Annotated in this window: 24 protein-coding genes; 15 read left to right on the top strand and 9 right to left on the bottom strand. The window is 45.4% G+C overall.

Features of this window, described 5'->3' with window-relative positions; translation table 11 throughout:
• Nucleotides 1–3: 3 nt before the first annotated feature.
• Together leuC and leuD are read left to right on the top strand one after the other, a co-directional pair.
• Nucleotides 4–1,407, top strand: a complete 1,404-nt coding sequence (leuC, locus tag AC0VYA_RS13970) for a 3-isopropylmalate dehydratase large subunit (RefSeq protein ID WP_475488683.1) — start codon at nucleotides 4–6, stop codon at nucleotides 1,405–1,407.
• Entirely contained in the window at nucleotides 1,407–2,072 is a 666-nt protein-coding gene (gene leuD / locus AC0VYA_RS13965; RefSeq protein WP_475488682.1) for a 3-isopropylmalate dehydratase small subunit, read from the top strand. The genes leuC and leuD overlap by 1 nt, the downstream gene beginning before the upstream one ends.
• A gap of 284 nt (nucleotides 2,073–2,356) precedes the next feature.
• Here leuD and AC0VYA_RS13960 read toward each other — a convergent pair whose 3' ends face one another.
• Entirely contained in the window at nucleotides 2,357–3,556 is a 1,200-nt protein-coding gene (locus tag AC0VYA_RS13960; protein ID WP_475488681.1) for a CaiB/BaiF CoA transferase family protein, read from the bottom strand.
• A 382-nt stretch (nucleotides 3,557–3,938) separates the two neighbouring features.
• On the opposite strand from AC0VYA_RS13960, the gene AC0VYA_RS13955 reads away from it, so the two are divergent.
• The 4 genes from AC0VYA_RS13955 (at nucleotide 3,939) to AC0VYA_RS13940 (ending at nucleotide 7,282) form a co-directional block, all read left to right on the top strand.
• Nucleotides 3,939–4,871 carry a hydroxymethylglutaryl-CoA lyase gene (locus AC0VYA_RS13955; RefSeq protein WP_475488680.1) on the top strand — a complete coding sequence of 311 codons (933 nt, stop codon included), beginning with the start codon at nucleotides 3,939–3,941 and terminating at the stop codon, nucleotides 4,869–4,871.
• A 71-nt stretch (nucleotides 4,872–4,942) separates the two neighbouring features.
• Nucleotides 4,943–5,509 carry a carboxymuconolactone decarboxylase family protein gene (locus AC0VYA_RS13950; RefSeq protein WP_475488679.1) on the top strand — a complete coding sequence of 189 codons (567 nt, stop codon included), beginning with the start codon at nucleotides 4,943–4,945 and terminating at the stop codon, nucleotides 5,507–5,509.
• 92 nt (nucleotides 5,510–5,601) lie between these two features.
• On the top strand, nucleotides 5,602–6,249 hold the full coding sequence (locus AC0VYA_RS13945) for a glutathione S-transferase family protein (RefSeq protein WP_475488678.1): 648 nt from the start codon (nucleotides 5,602–5,604) through the stop codon (nucleotides 6,247–6,249).
• A 40-nt stretch (nucleotides 6,250–6,289) separates the two neighbouring features.
• Nucleotides 6,290–7,282: an NADP-dependent oxidoreductase gene (locus tag AC0VYA_RS13940; protein ID WP_475488677.1), complete on the top strand. Its 993-nt coding sequence runs from the start codon at nucleotides 6,290–6,292 to the stop codon at nucleotides 7,280–7,282.
• A gap of 78 nt (nucleotides 7,283–7,360) precedes the next feature.
• Here the strand turns inward: AC0VYA_RS13940 and AC0VYA_RS13935 are convergent, their stop codons facing one another.
• Together AC0VYA_RS13935 and AC0VYA_RS13930 are read right to left on the bottom strand one after the other, a co-directional pair.
• Entirely contained in the window at nucleotides 7,361–7,948 is a 588-nt protein-coding gene (locus AC0VYA_RS13935; RefSeq protein WP_475488676.1) for a PEP-CTERM sorting domain-containing protein, read from the bottom strand.
• A 49-nt stretch (nucleotides 7,949–7,997) separates the two neighbouring features.
• Nucleotides 7,998–9,875, bottom strand: coding sequence for a hypothetical protein (locus AC0VYA_RS13930; RefSeq protein WP_475488675.1), 1,878 nt, complete (start codon nucleotides 9,873–9,875; stop codon nucleotides 7,998–8,000).
• A gap of 748 nt (nucleotides 9,876–10,623) precedes the next feature.
• On the opposite strand from AC0VYA_RS13930, the gene AC0VYA_RS13925 reads away from it, so the two are divergent.
• From AC0VYA_RS13925 to AC0VYA_RS13915, 3 genes are all read left to right on the top strand, one after another.
• Nucleotides 10,624–12,849, top strand: a complete 2,226-nt coding sequence (locus AC0VYA_RS13925; protein WP_475488674.1) for a TonB-dependent receptor — start codon at nucleotides 10,624–10,626, stop codon at nucleotides 12,847–12,849.
• A gap of 89 nt (nucleotides 12,850–12,938) precedes the next feature.
• Nucleotides 12,939–13,748 carry an alpha/beta fold hydrolase gene (locus tag AC0VYA_RS13920; protein ID WP_475488673.1) on the top strand — a complete coding sequence of 270 codons (810 nt, stop codon included), beginning with the start codon at nucleotides 12,939–12,941 and terminating at the stop codon, nucleotides 13,746–13,748.
• Between the two features lie 173 nt (nucleotides 13,749–13,921).
• A complete protein-coding gene (locus tag AC0VYA_RS13915; protein WP_475488672.1) occupies nucleotides 13,922–14,368 on the top strand; it encodes a hypothetical protein in 447 nt (148 codons plus the stop codon).
• 126 nt (nucleotides 14,369–14,494) lie between these two features.
• On the opposite strand, the gene AC0VYA_RS13910 is transcribed toward AC0VYA_RS13915, so the two are convergent.
• Nucleotides 14,495–15,391 carry a hypothetical protein gene (locus AC0VYA_RS13910; RefSeq protein ID WP_475488671.1) on the bottom strand — a complete coding sequence of 299 codons (897 nt, stop codon included), beginning with the start codon at nucleotides 15,389–15,391 and terminating at the stop codon, nucleotides 14,495–14,497.
• A 121-nt stretch (nucleotides 15,392–15,512) separates the two neighbouring features.
• Here AC0VYA_RS13910 and AC0VYA_RS13905 point away from each other — a divergent pair, with 121 nt between their 5' ends.
• The 3 genes from AC0VYA_RS13905 (at nucleotide 15,513) to AC0VYA_RS13895 (ending at nucleotide 17,691) form a co-directional block, all read left to right on the top strand.
• Complete coding sequence (locus AC0VYA_RS13905; protein ID WP_475488670.1) at nucleotides 15,513–16,295, top strand: enoyl-CoA hydratase/isomerase family protein; 783 nt, start codon at nucleotides 15,513–15,515, stop codon at nucleotides 16,293–16,295.
• Nucleotides 16,295–16,711, top strand: a complete 417-nt coding sequence (locus AC0VYA_RS13900) for a PaaI family thioesterase (RefSeq protein WP_475488669.1) — start codon at nucleotides 16,295–16,297, stop codon at nucleotides 16,709–16,711. The genes AC0VYA_RS13905 and AC0VYA_RS13900 overlap by 1 nt, the downstream gene beginning before the upstream one ends.
• 68 nt (nucleotides 16,712–16,779) lie before the next feature.
• On the top strand, nucleotides 16,780–17,691 hold the full coding sequence (locus tag AC0VYA_RS13895; RefSeq protein WP_475488668.1) for a DUF1838 family protein: 912 nt from the start codon (nucleotides 16,780–16,782) through the stop codon (nucleotides 17,689–17,691).
• A gap of 181 nt (nucleotides 17,692–17,872) precedes the next feature.
• Here the strand turns inward: AC0VYA_RS13895 and AC0VYA_RS13890 are convergent, their stop codons facing one another.
• Entirely contained in the window at nucleotides 17,873–18,184 is a 312-nt protein-coding gene (locus tag AC0VYA_RS13890; RefSeq protein WP_475488667.1) for a hypothetical protein, read from the bottom strand.
• A gap of 75 nt (nucleotides 18,185–18,259) precedes the next feature.
• Between AC0VYA_RS13890 and AC0VYA_RS13885 the strand changes: the two genes are divergently transcribed.
• Complete coding sequence (locus tag AC0VYA_RS13885) at nucleotides 18,260–18,784, top strand: hypothetical protein (RefSeq protein WP_475488666.1); 525 nt, start codon at nucleotides 18,260–18,262, stop codon at nucleotides 18,782–18,784.
• A 104-nt stretch (nucleotides 18,785–18,888) separates the two neighbouring features.
• Nucleotides 18,889–19,443 (top strand): GNAT family N-acetyltransferase, encoded by a 555-nt coding sequence (locus tag AC0VYA_RS13880; RefSeq protein WP_475488665.1) that lies wholly within the window; start codon nucleotides 18,889–18,891, stop codon nucleotides 19,441–19,443.
• Between the two features lie 415 nt (nucleotides 19,444–19,858).
• Here the strand turns inward: AC0VYA_RS13880 and AC0VYA_RS13875 are convergent, their stop codons facing one another.
• Nucleotides 19,859–20,842 carry a transposase gene (locus AC0VYA_RS13875; RefSeq protein ID WP_475488664.1) on the bottom strand — a complete coding sequence of 328 codons (984 nt, stop codon included), beginning with the start codon at nucleotides 20,840–20,842 and terminating at the stop codon, nucleotides 19,859–19,861.
• Between the two features lie 65 nt (nucleotides 20,843–20,907).
• Nucleotides 20,908–21,393, bottom strand: coding sequence for a GNAT family N-acetyltransferase (locus AC0VYA_RS13870; protein WP_475488663.1), 486 nt, complete (start codon nucleotides 21,391–21,393; stop codon nucleotides 20,908–20,910).
• A 221-nt stretch (nucleotides 21,394–21,614) separates the two neighbouring features.
• Here AC0VYA_RS13870 and AC0VYA_RS13865 point away from each other — a divergent pair, with 221 nt between their 5' ends.
• A complete protein-coding gene (locus AC0VYA_RS13865; RefSeq protein WP_475488662.1) occupies nucleotides 21,615–22,142 on the top strand; it encodes a DUF3750 domain-containing protein in 528 nt (175 codons plus the stop codon).
• 101 nt (nucleotides 22,143–22,243) lie between these two features.
• Here the strand turns inward: AC0VYA_RS13865 and AC0VYA_RS13860 are convergent, their stop codons facing one another.
• Both AC0VYA_RS13860 and AC0VYA_RS13855 read right to left on the bottom strand, forming a co-directional pair.
• The gene (locus tag AC0VYA_RS13860) at nucleotides 22,244–23,164 is read right to left on the bottom strand and encodes a polysaccharide deacetylase family protein (protein ID WP_475488661.1); all 921 of its coding nucleotides are present in this window, start codon (nucleotides 23,162–23,164) and stop codon (nucleotides 22,244–22,246) included.
• The gene (locus AC0VYA_RS13855) at nucleotides 23,164–24,159 is read right to left on the bottom strand and encodes a polysaccharide deacetylase family protein (protein WP_475488660.1); all 996 of its coding nucleotides are present in this window, start codon (nucleotides 24,157–24,159) and stop codon (nucleotides 23,164–23,166) included. The genes AC0VYA_RS13860 and AC0VYA_RS13855 overlap by 1 nt, the downstream gene beginning before the upstream one ends.
• Between the last annotated feature and the right edge of the window lie 122 nt (nucleotides 24,160–24,281).

Below are 24,281 nucleotides of genomic sequence, written 5' to 3'. Positions count from 1 at the left end.
CTCATGGATAGAACGTTATTTGAAAAAATCTGGCAGCATCACCTTGTTGAAGAGCTTGATGATGGCGCTGCATTGATTTATATCGACCGAGTATTTTTACATGAGCGCACAGGCTCTATCGCCCTGAAAAGTTTAGAGGCTGATAACCGACAAGTGGTGTCCCCTGAACATGTATTTTGCACCATGGATCATATTGTTGACACCATGGTAGGGCGAGACGACAACACTAAGGTGCCCAGCGGTAAAAACTTTATTCTCGCGACCCGTGAAGCGTGCATTGCTGCTAACATTAAGCTGTTTGATGTGAATGACCCACAGCAAGGCATTGTCCATGTGGTATCGCCAGAGCTGGGTATAGTGCAACCAGGCGCAACCTTGGTGTGCCCCGACAGCCACACGTGCTCACAAGGGGGATTAGGGGCGTTAGCGTGGGGTATTGGTTCAAGCGAAGCAGAACATGCACTTGCGACCAAAACCTTGCGGGTAAGTAAACCCAAAACCATGAGGGTGAACTTTCATGGCGAGATGGGTTTTGGGGTCAGTGCTAAAGACATGATTTTGCACTTGATTGGCACGTACGGTGCCGCTGGTGGGGCTGGGTATGTGATTGAATTTGCCGGCAGTGCGGTGGAAGCGCTTGAAATAGAAGGGCGCTTAACCCTATGTAATATGGCCGTAGAGTTCTCTGCATTCAGTGGCCTAGTTGCCCCTGATGAAAAAGCGATTACCTACCTCAAAGGGCGTGAGTACGCCCCAAAAGGTGAGTTATGGCAGCAAGCGGTCACATATTGGCAATCATTGTTCAGTGATGAACAAGCGCAGTTTGATAAAACGATAGAGATAGATTGTGCGGATATTAGCCCAACCATTACTTGGGGCAACAGCCCCCAGCACGCATGTTCAGTGAACTCACGGGTACCCAGCGCCCAAGCGGATGCTACTCAAAATCAACTTAAAGCGTTGAAGCGGGCATATGAGTATATGGACGTGCAACCCGGCACTGCGCTCAAAGGCTTGCCAATTGGCGCGGCATTTATTGGGTCGTGTACCAACAGTCGAATATCAGACTTGCGCTTGGCAGCCAAGGTACTGAAAGGTCGAAAAGTCGCGGACAACGTCAACGCGATTTGTGTGCCTGGCTCAACTACCGTTAAACGCCAAGCTGAAGCAGAAGGTCTCGATAAGATATTCATTGCTGCTGGGTTTGAATGGCGCGAGGCAGGTTGCTCCATGTGTTTCTTTGCGGGTGGCGAAAGCTTTGGCTATCGCCAGCGTGTGGTAACCAGTACCAATCGTAATTTTGAAAGCAGGCAAGGGCCCGAAACCCGCTCGCACCTTGCAAGCCCTGCGACGGTTGCTGCCTCTGCTATAGCAGGGTGTATTGCTGATGTAAGGGAGTATTTGTAATGGATAAATTTACGATTCATCAAGGGGTTGCAGCCCCTATGCTGCAAATTAATATTGATACCGATGCGATTATCCCCTCGCGGGAAATGAAGCTGGTATCAAAGCAGGGTTTAGGCGAGGGCTTGTTTGCCGGTTGGCGTTACACCTTACCCAATGGCCGTGAGCCCAGCGCTGATTTTGTACTCAACCAAATGCAATATAAAAACACCAGCATTTTACTCGCTGGGGATAATTTCGGTTGCGGCTCATCAAGAGAGCATGCGGTATGGGCGCTAAAAGAATACGGGATCAAAGCGATAATAGCGCCAGGTTTTGGTTCCATTTTTTATCATAATTGCATCAGAAACGGCATTTTGCCTGTGGTGCTTGAAAACGATGAGGTACTGGCCTTAGCTAAGCATGTTGAGCAGAACCCTCAGACGAGTCAGGTGCATATTAACTTGCTTGAGTGTGAGGTGAGCGCGGTTGATGTGAGATCGCCAAGCACCGCTGATGATGCGAGCGCATCTACTGTTAAAAGCGCGCAATTTAGCTTTTCGATTTTACCTGCCCAGCAGGCCATGTTGCTAGAAGGGCTAGATGGTATTGCGCTAACGCTGAAATCAAAGTCAAAAATACAAAACTTCAAACAGGCCTATCAGCAACAGTATCCGTGGTTAGTCTGATATCGCATGGCCTAATATCGCATGACATAACATTACTGCGTGACTCCTCAGTAGCACATTAAAAACAGAGCTAAATAGCTCTGTTTTTTGTGCTTTTAATTGTGTGCTCTCAATCGTGTGCCCACAATGTAGAGCATCCGCGATGCTTTGATTGCGCAAACATTCGTAGATGAAAATAAAAAGCCGCAGGTTACCATATTCAGTAACTGCGGCTTGCGGTTCTGGGCTTCAGTATCGGATTTAGCGAATAACGCCGTACTTAAAACACATTCTGGTTTAGCGGCTTAAGCGCGCACTACGCCTAGGGCGAGTAATTTCTTAATATCCTCATCACTGAAGCCCGCGTCTTTTAACGTGGCGACAGAATTGCCTTTGTCGGTAGGAATGTCGTGACGCAATGGCATGCGTTCATTGTTCATTTCCAGGGGTAATCCCGGCAGTTTAGTTTTAACACCATCTGGCAGGGTGACATCAACTAATCCGCCTGCATTTAAGTGAGGGTCGTCAAATAAATCTGATGGTTTGTTAATAGGGGCGAAAGGTAAACCGGATTTTTCCAATTTGGCCATTAGCTCGGCTTTACTTAGTGTGGCGAATACCGCGTTAATAACGGGTAAAATACGTTCACGCTGTGCCACACGACCATTGTTAAGCGCGAGAGTCTGATCAAGCGCAAACTCCTTTAGGTCAAATGCATCACAAAAAATGCGCCACTGAGTATCGCTCACTACACCAATAAAAACCTGTTCATCATTCGCGCAATGAAATATATCGTAAATTGCCCAAGCTGAGCGACGCACTGACATAGGCGGCGGCGCTTCCCCTGTGACCGCTTGCTGTGCCATATGCTGGCCGACCATAAACGCGGTGGTTTCATACAATGAGCAGGTTACATTTTTACCTTCATGGGTGTGATGGCGCTCTTCAAGGGCGGCCAAAATACCAATGACACCAAACATACCGCCAGTGATATCAATTACCGATGAGCCTGCGCGCATGGGTTTATCGGGAAGACCTGTCATGTACGCTAAGCCGCCCATCATTTGCGTGACTTCGTCCAGCGCTGTGCGATGAGCATAAGGACCACTTAAAAACCCTTTAAGCGAACAGTAAATCAGGCGTGGGTTAATGGTTTTCAGTTGTCCATACCCCAGGCCTAATTTGTCCATTGCGCCAGGGCGAAAATTCTCTAGTAAAATGTCAGCCTCTTTAAGCAAGGATAAAGCGACATCTTTCCCTTCAGGGCTTTTTATATCTAAACATAGGCTCTGTTTATTACGGTTATACATGGAGAAATAACCTGCGCCTGAGCCCTTTAAGCGACGGGTATTGTCGCCAGTGAGTGGCTCAATTTTTATTACTTCGGCGCCCAAGTCGGCCAGAATAACCCCAGCGGTCGGCCCCATTACCATGTGCGTAAACTCAACTACTTTAATGCCCGTTAACGGCAATCTTCCTGCATTCGGCATAACTGAATTTGTCATCGATACTATTCCCAGTTTTGTTGATAACGCACGACATCTTTTTTAGAGAACAAGCCTCACCGTAAAAAAGACTACTTTTTGTCTGTATGATATAATATTATAACAATAGATTTTGAATGTAAAAGTAGCCGATTAACATTTGTCAATTCAACTGCACCACCGCGATGCAGTGCCATTGCAAAAGGGCTTGAAAGCAACGTATTTTAATTTTGCTCATTCTACTTTTGCTCTTCGTTCTTTATTGCACGAGACGTAACTGAGGTAAAAGCAGGATCTTTTTATTCAACCTTGTAAATTGTTTGGTGCAAGCTCAGGTGCGAGCCCAGTGCTTTATCGAGCGCTAGCGCCAATAACAAATACTAGGTTCACAGTTGGAACACTTATGGCAACGTTTGATATTGAAATCAGTGAAGTAGGGCCAAGAGATGGCCTGCAAAGTATTAGCACGATCATGCCCACAGCTGACAAGCTAGCGTGGATTGATGCACTAGCCGCTGCCGGGGTTCCTGAAATTGAAGTAGGGTCATTTGTACCGGCCAAAGTGCTTCCGCAACTAGCGGATACGGCAGAAGTGGCTAAGTACGCCCGAGAAATCGCAGGTCTGTCTGTTGCGGTGTTAGTCCCCAATTTTCGCGGTGCACAAAATGCGATTGAGGTTAGGCCGACCAAAATGAGCATTCCTTTGTCGGTCAGCGAAACTCATAGCCTGCGAAACGTAAAGCGTAACCATCAACAAGTGCTTGACGAGGTCAAACGTATTGCTGAACTGGTGAAAAGCTTACCGATAGAGCAACGCCCTAAATTTGAAGGGGGGCTTTCTACCGCATTTGGCTGCACCATTGAAGGGGGTGTGAGCGAAGATAAGGTGGTGGAGCTCGCCGTGGCATTAATGGAGGCCGGTTGTGATGAAGTGGGGTTATCAGATACCACAGGCTACGCCAACCCCGCGCAAGTGCAGCGTTTAGTGAAAAAAGTATGGGCAGCGGTAGGTAAAGAAAATCTCACCGGCATTCATTTACATAATACGCGCGGGCAGGGGCTAGCAAATGCGCTAGCGGCGGTTGAAGTAGGTATTACCACGGTTGACTCATCCATGGGCGGTATTGGTGGTTGCCCGGCGGCACCGGGCGCTAGCGGCAACATCGTCACTGAAGATTTAGTCTTTATGTTAGAGGCCATGGGCCTAAAAACGGGCATTGATTTTGACGCACTGTTCGCGGCACGCAAAATATTGGCTAATGCGTTGCCGAATGAACCACTTTACGGTTTTACCCCTGATGCAGGTCTACCAAAAGGCTTTCGACGTGCGCTTTAAGCAAGTTTATCGAATGGTGATAAAAAGCATGCCAACTCAACCTGAATACCGTCAAACTGGAGAGTAACCCTATGTCACGTTTATCAGCGCTATCAATTAGCGAGTTGCCTAATGATCTTAGCGCCATCATGTCGGCGGGTGAAGACATAATGGGTTTTACCTCAAATGATGGTTTGATCATGGCGCGAAGCCCTGAAATGCTGAAAGCATTTTTAGGGTTAGTGCAGTCAATTTACCAACCAAGTGCGTTAGATAATGACCTGAAAAAGTTACTTGGCTTAATGACCAGCAGTGCTAGCGGTTGTCAGTACTGTCAGGCGCATACGCAATATGGCGCGCTGAAACATGGTATCACCGAGCAAAAAGTCGCTGCCATTTGGGAATACCAAACCAGTGACTTGTTTAGCCTTGCTGAGCGTGAAGCACTCGATATTGCGCGCAATGCTGCTTTGGTGCCAAACGCAGTCACCGACGAGCAGTTTGAACGCCTTAAATTGTATTTTAGCGAGGTGCAAATAGTGGAAATTGTCGGCGTGATTTCATTGTTTGGCTTTCTTAATCGCTGGAACGCCACGTTTAAAACAGATATCGAAGCAGCTCCTGCAATGGCAAGTGCAAAGTTCACTAGCGTCGTTTAATACAACGCATGACGACGCAAACATGGTTCGTAAAATAAGGTCATTTGAAGAATAAACACCGTCGTGTCACGGTGAAAAAAAGGGGGAATTAGATGCAGTTAATCAATCTTGATCATTCACCGTATGCCACGCGAGTGCGCATATTGATCCGTAAAAAGCAGTTAGATATTGTACCAGTCGCACCAAGTTTAGCGCTGAAAACGTCGGCGTTTTTAGCGGCTTATCCTCTGGGTAAAATTCCATTGTTAGCGTTGGATGATGAGCAATACTTGCCAGAATCCATCGCTATTATGGAGTATTTAGAGGATGCATTTCCGCAACGCCCCCTTAGACCTGATATGCCTCTGGCAGCAGCAAAATCCCGCATCATGGCCAGTTTTACGGATACCCACTTAGCGCCCGCCTTATTGCCTTATTTTAAAGCCATGATGCTGCCTGAATTTACGTTCGACCAAAGCGCTCAATATGATGTGGTCAGAGCCACGTTGGAAAAACTCGATCAGTGGCTTAAGGCAAATGTTGATATAAAAAAACACGCGTTAACCATGGGGGATATTGTCCTCGCGCCGACCTTCTGGTGGGTCGATGTCACAGTGGGAGAAAATGCACAGAATAAGATTACCGACGGACTGGATAACCTAAACCTGTGGTGGGATTGGGTATGCAGCGATGCGGACGTTAAACATGGTATTGGCGAAATGGCCAGTGCTTTTGCCGCCTTTCAAAGCCAACGGTCGTAAAGCGGCTGTTTATTACTATTTCAAAATCGGATAAACAAACATGAAAGATAATATGCAGGTGCAGCTAGCATCAACCCCTGAATCACAGCCCTTACCTGAGCATTTCGCATTCGTAAAAGGCGATATGCCACAGGCGAGTGACAACCAAGTACTGTGCGAAACCATGTATTTGTCGCTAGACCCATACATGCGAAGTCAAATTGCTGGACGTCATATGTCAGGCTCGGTTAACCCAGGCGATGTGATGCGCGGTGAAACCGTGAGTAAAGTGATTGAGTCAAACCATGCTGATTTCGAAGTGGGTGATGTGGTGCGCTGCTTTGGCGGTTGGCAAAACTACTCGGTGCATGACGGTGACTCTATATTTAAAGTTAAAAAAGAAATCGATAACCCTTCATATGCCTTATCCGCGTTGGGTATGCCCGGGTTAACAGCTTACGCTGGATTAGTCTGGCAAGCGCAGCCTAAAGCGGGTGATGTGGTGGTTATTCCTGCGGCCATCGGTGGCGTTGGCTCAGTAGCTGGGCAGTTAGCCAAAATATACGGCTGTACCGTCATTGGTATCGCAGGCACTGATGAAAAGTGTGACTACGCAGTGAAAAACTTAGGTTACGACGCCTGTATCAACCGTAAAAAGGGCGATTTAGGTGAGCAACTCGATAAGCTGTGCCCAGAGGGCGTCGACATTTTCTTTGATTTAGTCGGCGGCGATATGCTTAATACCGTGTCAGAACGTCTTGCTGTTGGTGCGAGAGTGATTTTATGCGGGCTCATGGCTGATTATAACAAAACTACTCGCAGCATGGGCCCACCACCAGCGATGTGGATCAAAGCGCGAGCCATAGTTTACGGCCTCGTAGTATATGATTTTGAGCCACGGCGAGACGAATTTGTAGACGCCTGCGTTAAGTACATCAAAGAAGGGAAATTGATTGTACGCGAAGATGTGGCAAAGGGGTTAGCCGCTGCGCCAGACGCCTTTTGCCGACTTATGCGCGGTGAAAACATGGGAAAAGCGGTAGTAAAGGTTTAGTTGTTACCGCTTTCAGACAAAATAAAAACGGGAACTGATTTCAGCTCCCGTTTTTATGGGTAATAGAACTAACTGAAGTTATCTCGCTTTGTAGTTAGCACGTTTGCGTATCGCGACAAAAGCAAAGCCAGCTAATAATAGACTCAGGGCACCGGGCTCAGGAACCGCATTGGGGTTATTAACGGTGATGCGTGCACTGTTAAAATCAACATCAGTAATCTCATCGCCGTCTTGATCACCAAGTAAACTAGATTCAAAAGCAACCGAGCTGGTGCCAAACCCTACAGCGGTAAACTCAATGCTAAACAGTAGAAATTCACTTGCTTGGTTGTCAACCAAGTATTGTGCATCTTCTAGAGAGGATTCGAGAACGGCATGTAGGTTTGCACCAAATGGGAACTCGTCTTGAAAACTAAATCCTAGCTCAGTGCCGAATACGATGTTACTCACCGACAAAATAGAGTCGTTAAAAGCAACCTCAAAATCATACGCACCTAAATACTGATCGGTCGCAAAATCAGAAATGGACACATCGACGTTCGCTGTTTCACCCAGTTCAATAGTTTGTGAACTTGGTGTCATGGTGATTACCGACGCATTTGCGGATTGTGCTAACCATCCTATTGCGGTGAGTGCGTAACAAAAGTACTTTATTTTCTTTAACATTTTTCATTCCTCTTGAGTTTACTATCTTTACTTTATAAAACCGCCATTTCTATAAAACAGCGCAGCGATTTTGCGTGCACTGTACGGCGCATTGTCTAAAGTCCAACATGTTGATAACGCCATTAGCATCATTGTCGCGTAAATCCCCAGGTAAAGCGGTCATGTTGCGGGCTGCGCGGATCATCATTAAATCATCCATGTCTACATTCATATCGCCGTCTATATCACAGGCCATCGCTTCATCATCGGTAAACACGATCTCTAATTCACAGCTATTACCTGCACCATCAACCCCCTCAATACTGGCTGAGCCAGGCTGTGAGCCATCGATTCGTGTTGCTGTAACGCTGACACTGCCATCGCCTGCGGCAAATGGGCTTACTGATACACTGACGTTGGTTGAAGACAAGGTATTGACGAAAAATACCCCAGTATCGGCATCTAAGACCCCGTTATTGTTTGCGTCTTCCCCTGGATCTAACTGGCCGTTATTATTGAGATCTTCATTGTTGGCATTGTCACTTACACTGCCATTGGCCATATCGCCATTCATGGTCACAGAGCACACGGGCGGGAAGGGGTCACCTTGGGAATTAATAAAGCCGAATAAGGCACCACCTGGGTAAATGTAAGAATCAAAGTCATTGTAACCTTCAACCGTAATGCCGTGTGGGTTAAGGGACGAAGTCGTATGAGTGCCTTGGGTTAGCTCAATCACCGCAGAAGAAAACGGGATATCATCGAAAGGGGTGAAGTCTTCAGCGGGCACCGGAACCCCATCGAGTAAAAGTGAACCTACATCAGTATTGGCGGCAATGATGGTTACAAAGTTCTGCACAAATTGCGATTCACCCACAGTAGAGAATGTATAATCGGTCAAGTATTGTTCCGATGGGATCATATTACCCATGGCTGGATCACCTAATGTTGCACCCGGCGAACTCTGTCCCGGCATATATTGGGTAACGAAGATCGGATTATTGCCGCTAAATGATAGGTTGCCAGTGAGCAACGGGGTTTCAATGAACTCGCCGCGATTAATAGACCCTTGAAATATGCCATTTATCTCAACTGACGTATTGTCTTCAGATGCCACTATTCGGTAAATCGTGCCTGATGGGCGATTAGGTAGATTTGTCGCTGAGGCACTTAAACCCCATGACTGAACAGGTTGCGCGACTTCGTATATGTGGTCGCATGCCGTTGTATTAATTGGGACGTGAGTGCAACCGTTGCCATTAACAAGGCCAATAGGTCTGCTAGCATCGATTAATGTGCCCATTAGTGAGCCATTGGCGCCAGAAGTTGTGGATGAACGCCCGTAATAAACCTCACCTCTGTTGAGCGTTACATCAAAAGGGATACTTGCATTGTGACCAACCATATCATTGTTGGGAGTTATCGTGACGATAGTGTTGTCTTGAGAAGCGTAGACGGCAATTTGTGAGCCTACAAAACGTGGGTCGTATGTAGAAACTATATATTGTGTATTCATCGTATCGACAGGCAAACCTAAGGCCGCGTCTGAACTTGCGGATCTTCTATTAACCGTATAAACCACAAACTCTTCAGCGGCAACCGCATGAATCGCATTATCTTGAATAGAATCTATTGATACCGTTGATATAGCTGTAATTGGAATAGTGACGACTGTAACACTCCCCGGTACCACGTTTTCCAATGAGGTAAAGGTCGGATTATTCATGGGGTAATTGACTGATACTTCTGTAGCAACATCACCTGTTAGGTGGAGTTCCACCGAGCCGCTATTTGAGAAGTTGGGTGTAAAGGCCAAAATAAACTCTGTCCCTTTGTTGTCGATTTGCTGTGCAGTTGTTTGCCACGCAGACAAGCCAAGTAACCAAGCACATAGGACGATGAGAGACTTTATTTGGGAGGGACGACTTAGTAGATTTAGACAACGCATAATTAATTATCCTTAATTATTTTATCGTAGTGATTGTGAGTATTTAAATTTTCAGGGCGGCGTCCTAGAACATCTAACTACTGAAACAACATACAACTAAAACATCAAAGATATGGTTTGCCGAACCGTACAGCTCAAGTCCAATTAAGCACAATTCAAGCCATAAAGAATTTAGTAACTAAATCAACATATTAGGTGCTTATTTTCCGTAGGTAAAAAAATTTCCTGTAAAGTAAATTGACAATAAAAACCACGTGACCTCTTTGATAAACGCTCTGCAGGTGTTTTTATTTACCCATAAGCTGCAATGAACGTTCAATATCAAAAAGTACTGTTACGCTGTGTCATTCGTTAAATTATGACTAAAAGTCATAAGGTTGTCGGTTAAATAAAGTCCACAAAGTTTCTTGCTCAACGTCTTTGCTAACAAGGCAGCACGCAACGAAGAAAAGCAGAGCACTCAATTGTAAATTTTTGCGTCGCTCCAGGTTTTTACAGCAAAAAGTTCTTAAAACAGTTCTAAGTACATTTAATTAGTCTACTTAATATACGTATTTCGAGTGTAATTAATCTACCTTGAATGCGAGGTTATGTACTCTGAAATGAAATTTTTTATATATTTAACAATTAGTTAGATTGTTTACATGGTGGTTCATTCTTTGACCATTTTACACCTTGACTTTGCTTAATGTTATAATAATATGTCATTAGACTCATGACACATTAAAATAATATTAAGGGGACATCTATGAGTACGTTTGTAAAGAAGGGGTATCTTGCTACCGCGATAGCGGCTGTTTTAGCGTCATCATTTTCTCCGGTTATGGCGCAAGAAACCGCAGAGAGTTCGGTGACTAAAAATGAAGCTGCTCAGAATCATGTAGCTAAGAATAAAGAACTAGAAAAAATCGTGGTTACCGCACAAAGACGTGCTCAGTCTATACAGGAAGTCCCCGTCGCTGTTACCGCTATTGGTGCTGCAGATCTAGAACTAAAACAGGTCACCAACGTGTTGGACTTACAATACGAAATTCCTAATATCAGTTTGGCAACAAACACCGGGACTGCCAGCGGTGCACGGATATTTTTACGTGGCGTAGGGGAAGATGAATCTCGTGTGTCAGCCGACCCGGCAGTGGGCGTCTATGTCGATGGTGTATATGTTGGTCGCCAAGTAGGCGCTCTATTTGATTTAGTCGATTTGGAGCGAGTAGAAGTGCTACGCGGCCCTCAAGGGACCTTGTACGGACGTAACTCCAACGGTGGCGCGATTAAACTGATCAGCAAAGCACCAGAGTTAGATGAAAATTACGGTCTGGTAAAAGCCACTGTGGGCAGCGATGGCCGTTTAGACGGTCGCTTTACTGGCAATGTCGGCTTGTCAGATACCGCAGCAGTCCGTGCTACCGTGCTAAGTAAATCTCGCGATGGTTTTCACACGGTGAACCCCAATGGTGACTTTGCAGACCAAGCCGGTACTGAGGCGGGTGAGAAAGACACCAAAGCATTTCGTATCGCCTTGTACAATGAATTTAGCGAAGATTGGAAAATGAATCTCGCCTTTGATTACACCAAAGATGATTCTGACCCTGTGCCAGACACCGTCGCGTTAGCCAATGACGCGGATAACAATTTGTTCACCATCGAGCCAGTGCCAGGCGTAACCTGTTCCGCCGCAACGCCAGCTGCATTTTTAAGCTTAGGCTGTTTCAATGATTATCGCAGTGAAGTAGAAACCAGTGGTTTATCGCTAAATGTGCAAGGACAAATTGGTGAATATGACCTTAGCTTTTTAACCGGTTATCGCCAGATGGAAGATGACCTATCAAGTCGCATCGGCTTTCCTTACAGCCAACAAACTGACCAAGATCAATTTAGCCAAGAAATCACTTTAACATCCAACTATGAAGGGGCATTTAACTTCGTAACAGGTGTTTATTACTTCACAGAAGATGTACAGATGGATTCAATATTTGTCTTCCCTTCTGAGTTAGGCGTAGAAACCGAAGCCTATGCTGCATTCTTACAGACCACCTATGAATTTAATGAAACGTTAACCCTGACCACAGGAATTCGCTATACCGACGAAACCAAAGAGATTGATGCTTTGATGCCTGTCAGCGGTGGTAATCGAAATGAAGAGCTGGATTTTAGCAATACCACTTACAACATAGCGTTAAACAATCAATTTACGGATGATGTGATGGGCTATGTGTCTTACTCAACTGGCTTTAAGAGTGGCGGTTGGTCACCGGATTGCTTCGGAGTTGAGACAGCGTGCTTTTTACCGGTTGACGAAGAAGAGTTAGACGCGTTTGAAGTCGGTGTGCGCAGTGATTTATTGGATGATCGCCTGCGTTTGAACGCAACCTACTTCTACAACAATTACGATAATTTGCAAATCGCTTCCACTGTACCTGGATTAGGATTCACTCGCTTTAATGTCGATGAAACTAAAATCAGTGGTATCGAATTAGAAGCGTTGTTTGAAATGACTGACAGCCTTACCGTTAATGTGACATTCGGTACCATAGATGGCGAATATACAGAAATGACACTGGCCCAGGCTGGCGGTTTAACCAACAGTGGTTCAAGCCCAGGTTGCAATGGCGAAGTCTCTATTGAATGTGCCAAAGCATTAGAGCTTAAGAACGCACCGGATTATAAAGGCACCATTGGTTTTACCCATAGAATGCCAATTGCTGAAGGCTTGCTGACCAGCCGCATTGATTTCTCCTTTGAAGATGATTCATACAGCTTAGTGGCAAATGCACCTGCCCACTCACTTACCTCCGTAGGCACTATCATTAACGCGCGCATTGCGTATGAGCCAAACAGCGAAAAATGGGCCGTCGCTTTGTGGGGCAAAAACCTAAGTGATGAGGTGTACTCACGCGCCGCTGCCGCAGGGGATTTTACCCAATACGTAGCGGACCCGCTCACCTGGGGTGCTGATTTTGAATATAGATTCTAATACGCCACTAGCCTTTGTTAACTAAAACACGATAAGCCCTTGGTATAAGGGCTTTTTTACAGCTATTGAGCTAGTGCTAAGGAGTCATAATGCATAACCCTAAGGTCACGCGACATTTCACAAACGGAGAGTTCGGTCAACTTCACTATCGCATGGCAGGCGAAGCATCAGCTAAACCGGCCATAGTGTGTTTGCACATGGTGCCTAAATCCAGCCGTTCATATCAGTACGTTTTACCTTTGTTGGCTAAAGACAGGCTAGCGATCGCAATCGACTATCCGGGTTACGGTGAGTCATCGCCGCCTTTTGAAGAATCACAAGCAAGCATCGAATGTTACGCCCAAGCGGTTTGGCAGGTGCTGCGCACGTTGAATATTAGCAACGTTGATTTTGTGGGATACCACACAGGCTGCATGGTGTCGGTGCGCGCAGCCCAATTGCAACCCCAGTGGGTGAACAAGGTCATTAATATCGCTGCCCCAGTATTTCTAGAAAGCGAAGTACAGGCATTTTGCGATATGTTCGCGCCAATTCCTCTTGATGAAGAGGGAACACGTTTTCGCATTATGTGGGAGCGGGTCATTCATTACCGCGGGCCGGGTATGACGTTGAAAATGTGCGCAGATTCCATGGCGGAAAACCTGCGTGGTGGCGAAGCCTATGAGTGGGGCCACATGGCTGCATTTCACCATGGCGCGCAATATATAGAAGATATTAAAACTCTGCCTCATCGCTTATTCGTGATGAATTTAAATGATGATATGCGCGAGCAAAGTGAACGAGTAGATGCTTACCTAAAAAATGGTTTCCGCAAAGACTATTTTCAATGGGCGACAGGCTTTTTAGATGCTTACCCTGAGCAAGTCGCGGCTGAGTGGTTGGCATTCTTTGATGCTTAGCTTTCTCTGCTTAGCACGTGCTGCATAGCATGTGCGGCGTAATGGCAGTTTTGGGATGTTTTGTTCATACAAAACAGCAAAGCAGCTCAACATCACAACGTCACAACATCACCCCATGATCAAGACATCGCTGTCTGGTATCAGCAGTAGAAATAACACGAAGAGAGAACATTATGACATCAACACTAAAGCAGCTTATGCCTGCCGTACTGGAACACGCAGGCGTGTGGCAAGGCACCTACCGGCACATTGACGCACAAGGCAATACTCTCGACTTTCATCAAAGTCAGGTGGAATGTGTATTTCCAGAAACAGGCCCCGTTGTGTATGTGCAGCGCAATCAATTCACTTGGGATGATGGCCGGGTTTTCACCGTCGCGTTTGACGGTATTATCCAAAACAACAAAATCTACTGGGACACGGATACCTTCAAAGGGTATGGCTGGGTTGCCAGCCCGAATATATTTTTACTTGAGCTTGAACGTAAAGATGAGCCCGGCGCGTGGTTTTACGAAAGTATAGTGATGGGCGCAGACAAAAAACATCGCGCCAGAACCTGGCACTGGTTCAAAGACGGGGTGTGTTTCAAGCGAACGCTGTGCGATGAGCATTTAGTCTGACCGGGCATCTAATGGTTAGTCACGAGGCGTTTGATGAAGCGCAAAAAGAGGGAGATGAGTACTCCATTTAGCGCTCAATATCTTATGTCGAACAGGATTTAATGACGAGCAGGGTAGCCGCTGTCTCTAGGTTGCGGGGCGTTCCACTAGTTCAATTAACTCACCCGCTGGCCCCGTGGCTAACACAACTTGAGATGTGGGGTAGTACGCATTGCACACTTGGGAAATGGGTAAGCTTAGTTGTTTCGCGGCAAATTCAATATCGTCCACCATGCAGGTGATCATAGCGATACCAGAGGGTAAAGACTCAGGGTTTTGTACACTGGGTTGAGCATCTGGTACTTGGTCTATTTCAAATAAGCAATTACCGCCCAGTTGCAGTGTCGCTACCGGGTATTGGTGCGCTATATCAAGGCCCCATGCGTTGTTTAACACAGTGACTTTGGTATCAAACTTGATGCCAGTGACTTGGTTTAACGCCTCGTAAAACGCGAGGCTAGCATCGCGATTTTGGGTACACAGCACGGGGATAAATAAGCTACCAGTGCGAGCTTGCGTCATTGGTAATTCGAAAGGCGGTACGGGTTTGTCGATTTGAGTGATGTAACTCACCTCATCACAGGGGCCAATGACTTGCATGGCTTTTATGGCGTCACTTATTTGCAAATAGGCTGGTTCGCCGATGATTTTAAATACCTTGGTGTCGATTTCAGCGCGTATCACGTCTACATCAGCAACGTTCACTTCTAGTGCCATCCAGCCTTGTGTTTTAAGGGGCGCTGTTTCGGCGCAACTTCTGTCTTCAACGATACGCAGCCAAGCATCACCATTGGCGGCGGCTAAAATATGCATGGGGTTGTTTAACAGTTTTGGAGCATTCCACAGGTCGCAAAGCGCTTGGGTGACCACCTCTTCACGTATAAGGGTATAACCCATGCCAGACTGATACGAATGGCTGGCAAATTTGAGGTGCGGCGCTAATAACGTAGCGCCAACGACTGGGCCTAAAAGGGCTTCGCTCATCGGGTTTTCTCGGTTAGATTGCTAAATGGCAATTTAAAATTGCACTGAATAGATGATAATTTGGCGTAACCTAACGCACAACGCAACCACGTACTTAACCAACGCCGGAGCTTATTGATTTATGTCAACAGTCACCTTGAATATAAAGGGAAAAGTCGCTTATTTACGCCTTAACAGAGCTGAAAAGTACAATGCGTTAACCCAAGACATGTGGCATGCCATTGCGGATGCATGCGATGTGTTAGCTCAGGAGAAATCAATACGCGTTTTAGTGCTAGGTGCACAGGGTGACAAAGCGTTTTGCGCCGGCGCAGATATACAAGAATTACATAGTATGCTGAGCAACCCAGATGCCTTTGCTGCTAGCAACGAAATAGTGCAATTAGCCCAGCAAAAACTTGCAGCCTTACCCTTTGCGACAATTGCACAAATCAATGGTGTGTGTGTGGGCGGGGGCATGGGGCTGGCGATGTGCTGTGATTTTCGTATTGCCGCTAACAGTGCAAGCTTCGCGATCACGCCTTCTAAACTAGGGTTGCTATACAGTTTGGCAGATACCCAGCGCTTAGCGGATATAGTGGGCTTGCCTCGAGCCAAAGAGCTGCTTTATCTAGGCAAAAAAATTGATGCAAACACGGCTGCCAGTTGGGCGTTGGTGACCGAGGTGGTCGAGCGTGAAGCGCTCAGTGCTGCAACCGACGCATTAATCGCGCAGATATTGAGTGTGAGCGGCTACTCGATTAGCGGTACAAAACGTACGCTAATCCATGTTAGCCAAGCAAATGCACAAGCTTCGGATAATAAAGCTGCGCTAGAGCAGTTATTTGATGATGCGTTTCATGGTAAAGATTTCAAGGAAGGTGCAGCCGCCTTTGTTGAAAAGCGCACTGCGAGATTTTCATAATGACTGACATTCACTTTGACGAGCATTTTACCCAGTGCAGTCAACAAGACGGTTTCTCTGCTCACATCGGCCCGTTTTATGAGAAGAGCATTAATGGGCTAGTGCACCGAGCGCTAAAAATAGAAGCTCATCATCTTAACCCTGAAGGTGTGGTGCATGGTGGTGTGACATTAGCCTTTGCGGATTATGCGATTTATCGTGGTATTGGCGATGAAATAGGTCACGATATTCGCTTTGCTACCATTTCGTTGAACAGCAACTTGATTGCACCAGGCAAACAAGGAGACGTTCTGTATGGTGTAGGCTGTGTTGTGCGCAAAACCCGCAGTGTGATATTCGCTGAGGGGCGAATATTCACCAATAAAAACATTGTTTTACAGGCCACTGGGGTGTGGAAGATCATAGGTGCAAATTGATAATTCTCAATGCGCTAAAAGCCCATTCAACTAGTCTAGGTACGGTCAAAAATAAGAGAACCAAACACATGAATAAACTCAAACTGGCATCATTACTACTGCTAGCAAGTGCGTCTTTTAGCAGTGCATTTGCGGCCACAAAAATAGACTTAAATACCCCCGAGGGCGCTAATACCGCGATGCGCAAGATCCAATGCTCAACCATTGACGATAAGCCGGTCTTTTACTGGTGGAAAGGCAAAGTGTTTTCTCGCCGTCAAGGTGAAGTGGACAAGCATATTTTTAATGTTGAGGGCATGAATGTGCGTACCTGCGGCACGGTGGATGGCGGTAAGAAAGGCAAAGCGTATCGCCTCGTTACGCGCGAAATTCTACTCTATACAGACAAGAAGACTGGCCAGCCAATGGATACATGGGAAAACCCATGGACTAACGAAGTAGTTGATGTGCACCACGTGCTAAACGATCCTGTTAATCAACCCCCTAGCTTTCCCCGTAATGAAGATGGTACGGCCTCTCCTTGGAAACAAAAATTCGGTGGTGACATCAATGGTGACTACTGGTGGATGACTTTCCCCGTACCGCTTTTCTATCACAATGACCTTGGCGGTGAGTACCAGAAAGAGGTCGGCGGGGTGTATCACGCATCTGAGTTATTCAACTTTTCAGGTGATTTAGAAAGCTTGACCAGTAGCGAAAAAGACACCGCCGATGTTCACGTAGGTTGGGTACGTATTTCAGATTGGCTACCCTTTATGATGATGAGTGGGCGAGAAGGCTCTATTTATATTCACACCGCTGGGCGCAAAGTTGATAGCTTCGACGATATGGGTGAAGTGATGAAAACCTTTATCAACGAACACGCACCAAAGTACAAAACGCCGCCGCCAACAGATGATAAGCGCCCGAATGAAACCAGCTGGACGGGTTATAAAAAAGTGGTGAAAGGCGAGAAATTTAAACGCCAGCGAGCACAATAATAAGCTGTTATATACAAAGCAGTAGCGAAGCGTAGAAAGGTTAGCCTTAGGGCTAACCTTTTTTGATTGATTTTCACCTTGGGGAGCCGCGCGTTTTAGCTTAGCTACAGGCTATCAGCTAACAGAGAACTCAATGCTTGTGTGGACAGGAGACGCTAAATTTCAACCATAACAGAAACCTTTACGCCCTAGCTAATCTGGGCATTGCTTTACGTATCCCTGTTAACACATTGCTCCAGCCTATGCGTCGTTTCCAAAGTACACCATCCACAAACGCATCATAGCAATCAATGCGGTCACATTTGCGCAACTCAATACGATGAACGATGGGTTGCCCAGTGTCATAGTCTGTGATTTCGATGACACGCCTCAATTTAGGGATAACGCGCTCGGACGATATCTTCTCACTGCGTTCAAGACGCTGTTCATTTTTAGATCTGTTAGTGTATGATTCGCTAACATTTTTTTGATATTTATTCGTGCGCCGATACATAACTACCTCCTACCTTACAAGGTAGTATAGCTTGCACGGTCTTATTAATAAGTTGTTAGCTTTCAAGGGGGTACCGTGAATATTTATGAAGCAGATTACGGCATCGGCCCCTTGATGGATGTAGAAGATACAATCAACAAAGGTATCGAAAAGCTCTTTGAAAGAAATCGGCAGGAGCCAGGGTTCGATGGGTTGTGGATGAATGAGTATGGAGAAGTTCTTTATGGTTCTTTACTTGTTGCAGCTCAAGCTTATTTTATCGGAAGCCTTAGAGATATTAATGAAATAAGAAAGAGCCTAGGACTTGCCTCTTTAACTAAACAGTCTGCATATAAAGTTCACAATATAACCGCACAAAACTACTCTTTGATAGAGTTAGTTAATTCAGCAGCTAATTATTTCAAACACCGAGATGAGTGGGGTGACGATTGGCCTGAAAATTATACAACTAAAGTTATGAAGGCATTCTCTGTAAAAGGAGAGTTTCCAATTAATGATGTGCAGCAACTGATTGAGGCTGACTATGGTTATACTAAAATTACAAATTTAGTATCAGAATGGCGCAAGCAGTTAATAGTTATTGCAAAAAATGAAAGCTAACAAGTCATTTCAGCAGGACAAAAAACAGCTGGTTTTTGCTCGTGCCTCGCTAATTATAACCAGCAATTTTATTGCCTCTGAATGAGGCGTTATGAGTATTTCCTATGAGCATTACGTTCTCACCTATAAGTAGTGGTAGCGCTAATTATATTGGGGTAATAGACCTCTATAAAGAAGCATTCCCAGAAGCGAGGAAAGTGCCTAAATGGCTTCTCAAGTATAAGTTGAGAAATGGTAAGTTAGGTTTTAGTGCTTTGTATGCTGAAGATAAGTGGATTGGTCTTATTTATATAACGGAATATGAGGATATTGTATTTATCCAATCAATTGCAATATTAGAATCTTGTCGTTCAAAAGGCTTTGGTAGTCAAGTGCTCGAATCCTTAAAAAATGAACATTTAGGTAAAAGGATAGTTTTAAATATTGAGGTCATAGATAAACAAACAAGTAATTATAAACAAAGAGTTAAACGTAAAGAATTTTACCGAAAAAACGGTTTTTTACCTTCTGGTTTTACAGTTAAAGAACCAGGCGAAAATCTTGAAATGTTAATATATGGTTCAGGTATTACTAAAAAAGAAATTGAATCTATATACAAAAAACTTTTCGGAAGCATTCTAGGTTTATTTATAAAGCCAGAGATTACCAAAATTTTATAAGTTTTAGTTTACTGCACTCACCAAAAATCCATTCAGCAGAATAAAAACAGTTGGTTTTTCTCCTGCGTCGCCAAGCAATAACACATATAGACACCCATCTTTAGAATCGTATTACTTAGATAGACACCCATCTTTAGAATCGTATTAAAAAGCACACCTGCTCAGTAACATATATAGACACCCATCTTTAGAATCGTAACATATATAGACACCCATCTTTAGAATCGTATTAAAAAGCACACCTGCTCAGAATGGGGAAATTCCTCTAAAGAAGCGTTTAGGTACTTTTCATCTGAACGATCAGGAATTCCTACTGGAATATTGCGCCTATAGGAAGGAAACGGCGTTTAAGGCCGATTTTTAGGCAAGGGGCTAAGCTACAAGCTATGTTGGGAATGGGTCCTTTAGGGTTGTTTCAAGCACGCTTTAATAATTCTCTCGCTTTGGTCATTCCCCGCAGTCGTTGATGATGGGTGTGGCGCTTGAACGCATTCATCATTTGCTCCGCACCCGCTGCATAGCAAAAGTGTTTTTCAAACTCAGTAGTTAGCGTTAACCATTGAGCAGAATCTAAGCCGAGTCGTTCTAAAATTGGGCTTTGAGTATTGTCGATATGACCGGCCTTATCATCACGAATGCATCGACCTGTCGTGTCTACCAATTCACAATAATCTTTGAGTGAGTAAGCGATACCTCGAGGCATTTCTTCACGAGGATTTCCTACAAAAGGCATTAACACGGCCGGTTGTGGTTGTTGGTTTTTGATGGCGTGAATGCGTTTTTTGATACTGGTGTGCTTTGATGTTTCGGGTGCTTTTGCCATTTTTGCTCGAATGGGGTTTAAATCTACATAGGCCATGCACGCTACCACCGAACTCTCATCTAATAGGGCTTGTGATTTAAATCGACCCTCCCAGAAACGGCCAGTGCAGCCGTCTTCTTTATTGGCTTCACGAGCAATATACTCATTCAAATCACGCATAAACCAGCTTATGTCGTACAAGCGTTTCCGATACGTTCCGACGGTTTCATCAAAAGTGATTAACTCTCCTTGGCTCAGCGTATCGCCGTTCATAAATTTCTGAGTCAGCAATGTGCCTCTGTGCAGCCTGTGATAACGCCTCAACACTTCATCGATATCCCAATTATCAGCCAACGCTTTATCAACACTTAGCACCACATGAGTGTGATTATTCATGACGGCATAGGCACAAATGTCGATGGCGAATACTGTAGACAAAAACAACAAACGCTCTTCTACCCAGCCTCGGCGATGCTCGTAACTTTGCCCGGAATGCGCATCTACTCCGCATAAAAAAGACTGGCGAACACAGCGGGAAACACAGTGGTAATAAGGCGTATCGATTAAACTGATTTGGCTTTTTCGAGGTTGAGGCATAATCCATCTACCCAGCAAAAATGAGACACAAATCAAGTGTAGTTTAGCCCTGAAAATTAACCATTTTAAACATGGCTGTCTTTACTTTTTTTAATGGGTGTCTTTACTTTATTTACTTTGGCAGGGGCAGGCTGATAAACGTCTGGTCGTAATATTTGCATCATGCCTTTAGGGTCTACTAGCTCGTTAAAGCCAAATTGCGTATATAAACCCTGTGCATCCCGGGTTGCCAAGAGCATTCGGCGTAAAGCTTGTAGTTCAGGGTGCGCCATAATATTTTGCATTAACCATTTGCTTAAGCCGAGGCCGCGATGTTCAGGCAAAATAAATACGTCAGCGAGATATGCAAACGTTGCTTGGTCAGTGATCATACGAGCAAAGCCCACTTGCTCGCCTGTCTCGGTCAACACCCCAAAGCACAATGAATTTTTAATGGCTTTTTCCATCACGCTTCTTGGTATACCTTTAGCCCAGTAGGTGCTCGAAATAAACCCATGTATTACATCGAGATCCATTTCGTTTGTATCCGTACTTATCTTATATCCTTGCATGTATGTGACCCTTCATTTATCAGTTTGGCCGATAGCACTCACTAGACACATCATCATAAAAGTATTTTGCTTGGAAAAGCGAGCAGTTAGGTGCATTTAGAAGAAATTGGTAACAAGTGTTCTCTTGCTTCGCCGATACAATTTTGTTTTATTGTCTATTAAAAGAGCGTATGAATAACCTGCGCGCTAGGTACTAAAACAGAATAGTTGATGAGGGAAGAATGAAAGTATTGGTGTTGATTGTATTAGTCAGCCTGTTGGCAGCCTGCACAAACAGAGATTGGCGCACGGCATCACGTGAGCCTGCAGGTCTTGCCCTTGACCCAGTAATAGAGACGCAAGCCTCGATTGAGGTGTATGCAGCAGATGCCTTTAGTTGGCGCGGGTGGTTTGCGGTGCATACGTGGTTGGCGGTTAAGCAAGAAAACGAGCCTGAATACACGGTGTATGAAGTGGTTGGCTGGCGCGTCAATGATGGCTTACCTGCGTTGCGTGAATACCAAACATCTACGCCGGACCGTTTTTGGTACGGAGCGAAACCCGAAGCGGTTTTATCTATTCAGGGTGACAAAGCTGCTGAGCTTATCCCCAAAATAACCGCAGCGGTAAGTCGCTACCCTTGGGCGAACGAGTACACTTTATTTCCGGGGCCTAACAGTAATACCTTTCCTGCCTGGGTGGGTTTGCAAGTACCAGAATTAGGGCTAGATATGCCGTTTCGGGCGATTGGCAGTGGTTACGCGGATTAGGAATTTATTGAAGTAGCAAATCTAAATGGGTGGCTAAGCCCACGATATGTAATCACATATCGTGGGCGGAGTATTCAAAGTTCGAAAGTGATAAGCGCTGTCTATTGAGGCGTCGTAAAAGCTCTCAGAATATTACTGGCACTGGCGCTGTACACATCTTGACTCATCACGTATTCAAGCACTCGCTCTAGGGCGCCAATGCGGTGGGGTTGCCCTAGCATCCAGGGGTGAATATTTAAGCTCAGAATTCGCCCGCCACTCTCATTTGCTTCTTTTAATAAGAAGTCACAAGCATCGATCATTTGCTCTGCGTAGGCATCTTCACTGTGCAAGTTATTGAGCATGATAAACGCATCGTCCAATTCATTGGATAACGGCATGGCCCATAAATGACCTTGTTGCGTCTTAAAGGTGTAGGGCATGTCATCGTTCACCCAGTCGCAAAAGTATTCAACGCCATTAGCGGCTAAAAGCTCTGGGGTGTTCTCACTTTCATTGCGCCCAGGGCTCAACCAACCTGTAATGTTTTGCTCGGTTAACTCCCGTAGTTGCGATAACGAGTCTTGTACTAACTGGGTTTCGGCATGTTTGTCTTGGCCGCCATAATGCAGGGCGTCCATGTGCATGCCGTGGCACATCACTTCATTGCCCCGCTCTTTAATGGTGTTGAGCAAATACGGATTGCGCTTGGCAAGCTCGGTGTTCATGGCAAAGGTAGGGGTGACCCCGTATTTATCAAACGCTTTTAAAAAGCGGAAAATACCCACACGATTTCCGTAATCACGCAAACTAAAATGGCGTAAATCGGGGTAGGGCATGGTCATGCCGCCTTGAATTTTAAACGGCTCACCCTTCTGATCCAGCGGGAAAAACTGCAAAGGTACATTCACCCACAACGCCAGTTTTTTGCCGCCCGGCCAAGTGACTTTTGGCCTGTCGGTGAGCATCGACCAATCGTAACGGTCGTGATCCATGCCATGACTGCGATGAGCGTATTCTAGGTATGATTTGTCTAGCGCCATTATTTCGCTCCTTTATTCAAGGCTACAGCAGTATTCAAGGCTACAGCGTTATTCAAGGCAGCCGCGTTCTTTTGCGCAATGTCTGTTTTAGCTTGCTCGTAGTAATGCTCAAGGTAGTAATCGGCAATCTCTTTGCCTGTGGTCACCCATACATCCTCGTGACTGGTGATGTAATCAAGCGCTTCTTCAAATGCCTTCATACGATGTGGGCAAGACACCTGATAATTATGTGTAGGAATACACATAATGGTGCCTGATTCGTCCGCTTCGGCGTAAAGTCGATCAAAGTTTTTCTTGAGCATCTGGCCGTAACGTCTGGGTTCAATTTTGTTCACTACAAAGGCAATGGTGTCGTTCATTTCTAATGAATAAGGAATAGACACAAACGGTTTATTACTGCGAGTGTGTATGGGGGTGGGCTGATCGTCATGAAATAAATCACAGGTATAGATACCGCCTTCATTGCCAAACAACTCTGTGCCTACTTCAGCGAATAAATCTAAGGTGAGCTCTGAATGGGACAGCGCTGGTGCCAAGTAGCCTGCACACTTTTGCCCTGTGTGCTGATAAATCGTTTGCATTGAATCCTTGATCATGTCGCGCTCTTGCTGCTCTGACATGCCGTAGGTGTAACGTGTATTGTAAATGCCGTGGCTGAAAAACTCCCAATCTCGCTCTTTGCACATTTGAATAATTTCAGGGTGGTGATCGCAAAGGGCAGTTGATAACGAAATAGAGCCGCGAATGCCGTATTTATCCAGTAAGTCCATTTGTCGCTGATGGCCCACGCGATTGCCGTAATCACGGATACTGTAGCCTTGCGTGGCAGGGTAGGGCTGCGGCCACGCTTTGCGAGATGGGTTAGCTGGCGGATTCAGTTCATAAAACTCAATATTCGGCGCCACCCAAAAAGCCATTTTTTTACCGCCGGGCCAACGAATTTTCGGGCGATTTTCGTAAGGCCAATAGTCGTAAAATCCGGGATCGCTTTTCATATTTTTCTGCCTATTGTGTACTGTCGTTTGCGCTTAAGGTTTTATTACTTCACCTGAGTTCTGGATAAGAAGTATCGCTCCAATGGGATTTAAGATTATTATTCAATGGCTTACGCATTTAT

The sequence above is a fragment of the Paraglaciecola sp. QJM3NY_14 genome (assembly GCF_056173245.1).
The sequence above is the reverse complement of the archived record's forward strand: the minus strand, read 5'-3'. Positions and strand labels throughout refer to the sequence as shown.

What these genes read in the sequence shown, in the direction of transcription:
- AC0VYA_RS13950 (WP_475488679.1), top strand. Translation starts at nt 4,943, where the DNA reads ATGTCACGTTTATCAGCGCTATCAATTAGCGAGTTGCCTAATGATCTT.
- AC0VYA_RS13945 (WP_475488678.1), top strand. Translation starts at nt 5,602, where the DNA reads ATGCAGTTAATCAATCTTGATCATTCACCGTATGCCACGCGAGTGCGC.
- AC0VYA_RS13900 (WP_475488669.1), top strand. Translation starts at nt 16,295, where the DNA reads ATGACTGACATTCACTTTGACGAGCATTTTACCCAGTGCAGTCAACAA.
- AC0VYA_RS13905 (WP_475488670.1), top strand. Translation starts at nt 15,513, where the DNA reads ATGTCAACAGTCACCTTGAATATAAAGGGAAAAGTCGCTTATTTACGC.
- AC0VYA_RS13955 (WP_475488680.1), top strand. Translation starts at nt 3,939, where the DNA reads ATGGCAACGTTTGATATTGAAATCAGTGAAGTAGGGCCAAGAGATGGC.
- AC0VYA_RS13915 (WP_475488672.1), top strand. Translation starts at nt 13,922, where the DNA reads ATGACATCAACACTAAAGCAGCTTATGCCTGCCGTACTGGAACACGCA.
- AC0VYA_RS13930 (WP_475488675.1), bottom strand. Translation starts at nt 9,875, where the DNA reads ATGCGTTGTCTAAATCTACTAAGTCGTCCCTCCCAAATAAAGTCTCTC.
- leuC (WP_475488683.1), top strand. Translation starts at nt 4, where the DNA reads ATGGATAGAACGTTATTTGAAAAAATCTGGCAGCATCACCTTGTTGAA.
- AC0VYA_RS13925 (WP_475488674.1), top strand. Translation starts at nt 10,624, where the DNA reads ATGAGTACGTTTGTAAAGAAGGGGTATCTTGCTACCGCGATAGCGGCT.
- AC0VYA_RS13895 (WP_475488668.1), top strand. Translation starts at nt 16,780, where the DNA reads ATGAATAAACTCAAACTGGCATCATTACTACTGCTAGCAAGTGCGTCT.
- AC0VYA_RS13860 (WP_475488661.1), bottom strand. Translation starts at nt 23,164, where the DNA reads ATGGCGCTAGACAAATCATACCTAGAATACGCTCATCGCAGTCATGGC.
- AC0VYA_RS13890 (WP_475488667.1), bottom strand. Translation starts at nt 18,184, where the DNA reads ATGTATCGGCGCACGAATAAATATCAAAAAAATGTTAGCGAATCATAC.
- AC0VYA_RS13875 (WP_475488664.1), bottom strand. Translation starts at nt 20,842, where the DNA reads ATGCCTCAACCTCGAAAAAGCCAAATCAGTTTAATCGATACGCCTTAT.
- AC0VYA_RS13865 (WP_475488662.1), top strand. Translation starts at nt 21,615, where the DNA reads ATGAAAGTATTGGTGTTGATTGTATTAGTCAGCCTGTTGGCAGCCTGC.
- leuD (WP_475488682.1), top strand. Translation starts at nt 1,407, where the DNA reads ATGGATAAATTTACGATTCATCAAGGGGTTGCAGCCCCTATGCTGCAA.
- AC0VYA_RS13940 (WP_475488677.1), top strand. Translation starts at nt 6,290, where the DNA reads ATGAAAGATAATATGCAGGTGCAGCTAGCATCAACCCCTGAATCACAG.
- AC0VYA_RS13960 (WP_475488681.1), bottom strand. Translation starts at nt 3,556, where the DNA reads ATGACAAATTCAGTTATGCCGAATGCAGGAAGATTGCCGTTAACGGGC.
- AC0VYA_RS13910 (WP_475488671.1), bottom strand. Translation starts at nt 15,391, where the DNA reads ATGAGCGAAGCCCTTTTAGGCCCAGTCGTTGGCGCTACGTTATTAGCG.
- AC0VYA_RS13935 (WP_475488676.1), bottom strand. Translation starts at nt 7,948, where the DNA reads ATGTTAAAGAAAATAAAGTACTTTTGTTACGCACTCACCGCAATAGGA.
- AC0VYA_RS13920 (WP_475488673.1), top strand. Translation starts at nt 12,939, where the DNA reads ATGCATAACCCTAAGGTCACGCGACATTTCACAAACGGAGAGTTCGGT.
- AC0VYA_RS13870 (WP_475488663.1), bottom strand. Translation starts at nt 21,393, where the DNA reads ATGCAAGGATATAAGATAAGTACGGATACAAACGAAATGGATCTCGAT.
- AC0VYA_RS13855 (WP_475488660.1), bottom strand. Translation starts at nt 24,159, where the DNA reads ATGAAAAGCGATCCCGGATTTTACGACTATTGGCCTTACGAAAATCGC.
- AC0VYA_RS13880 (WP_475488665.1), top strand. Translation starts at nt 18,889, where the DNA reads ATGAGCATTACGTTCTCACCTATAAGTAGTGGTAGCGCTAATTATATT.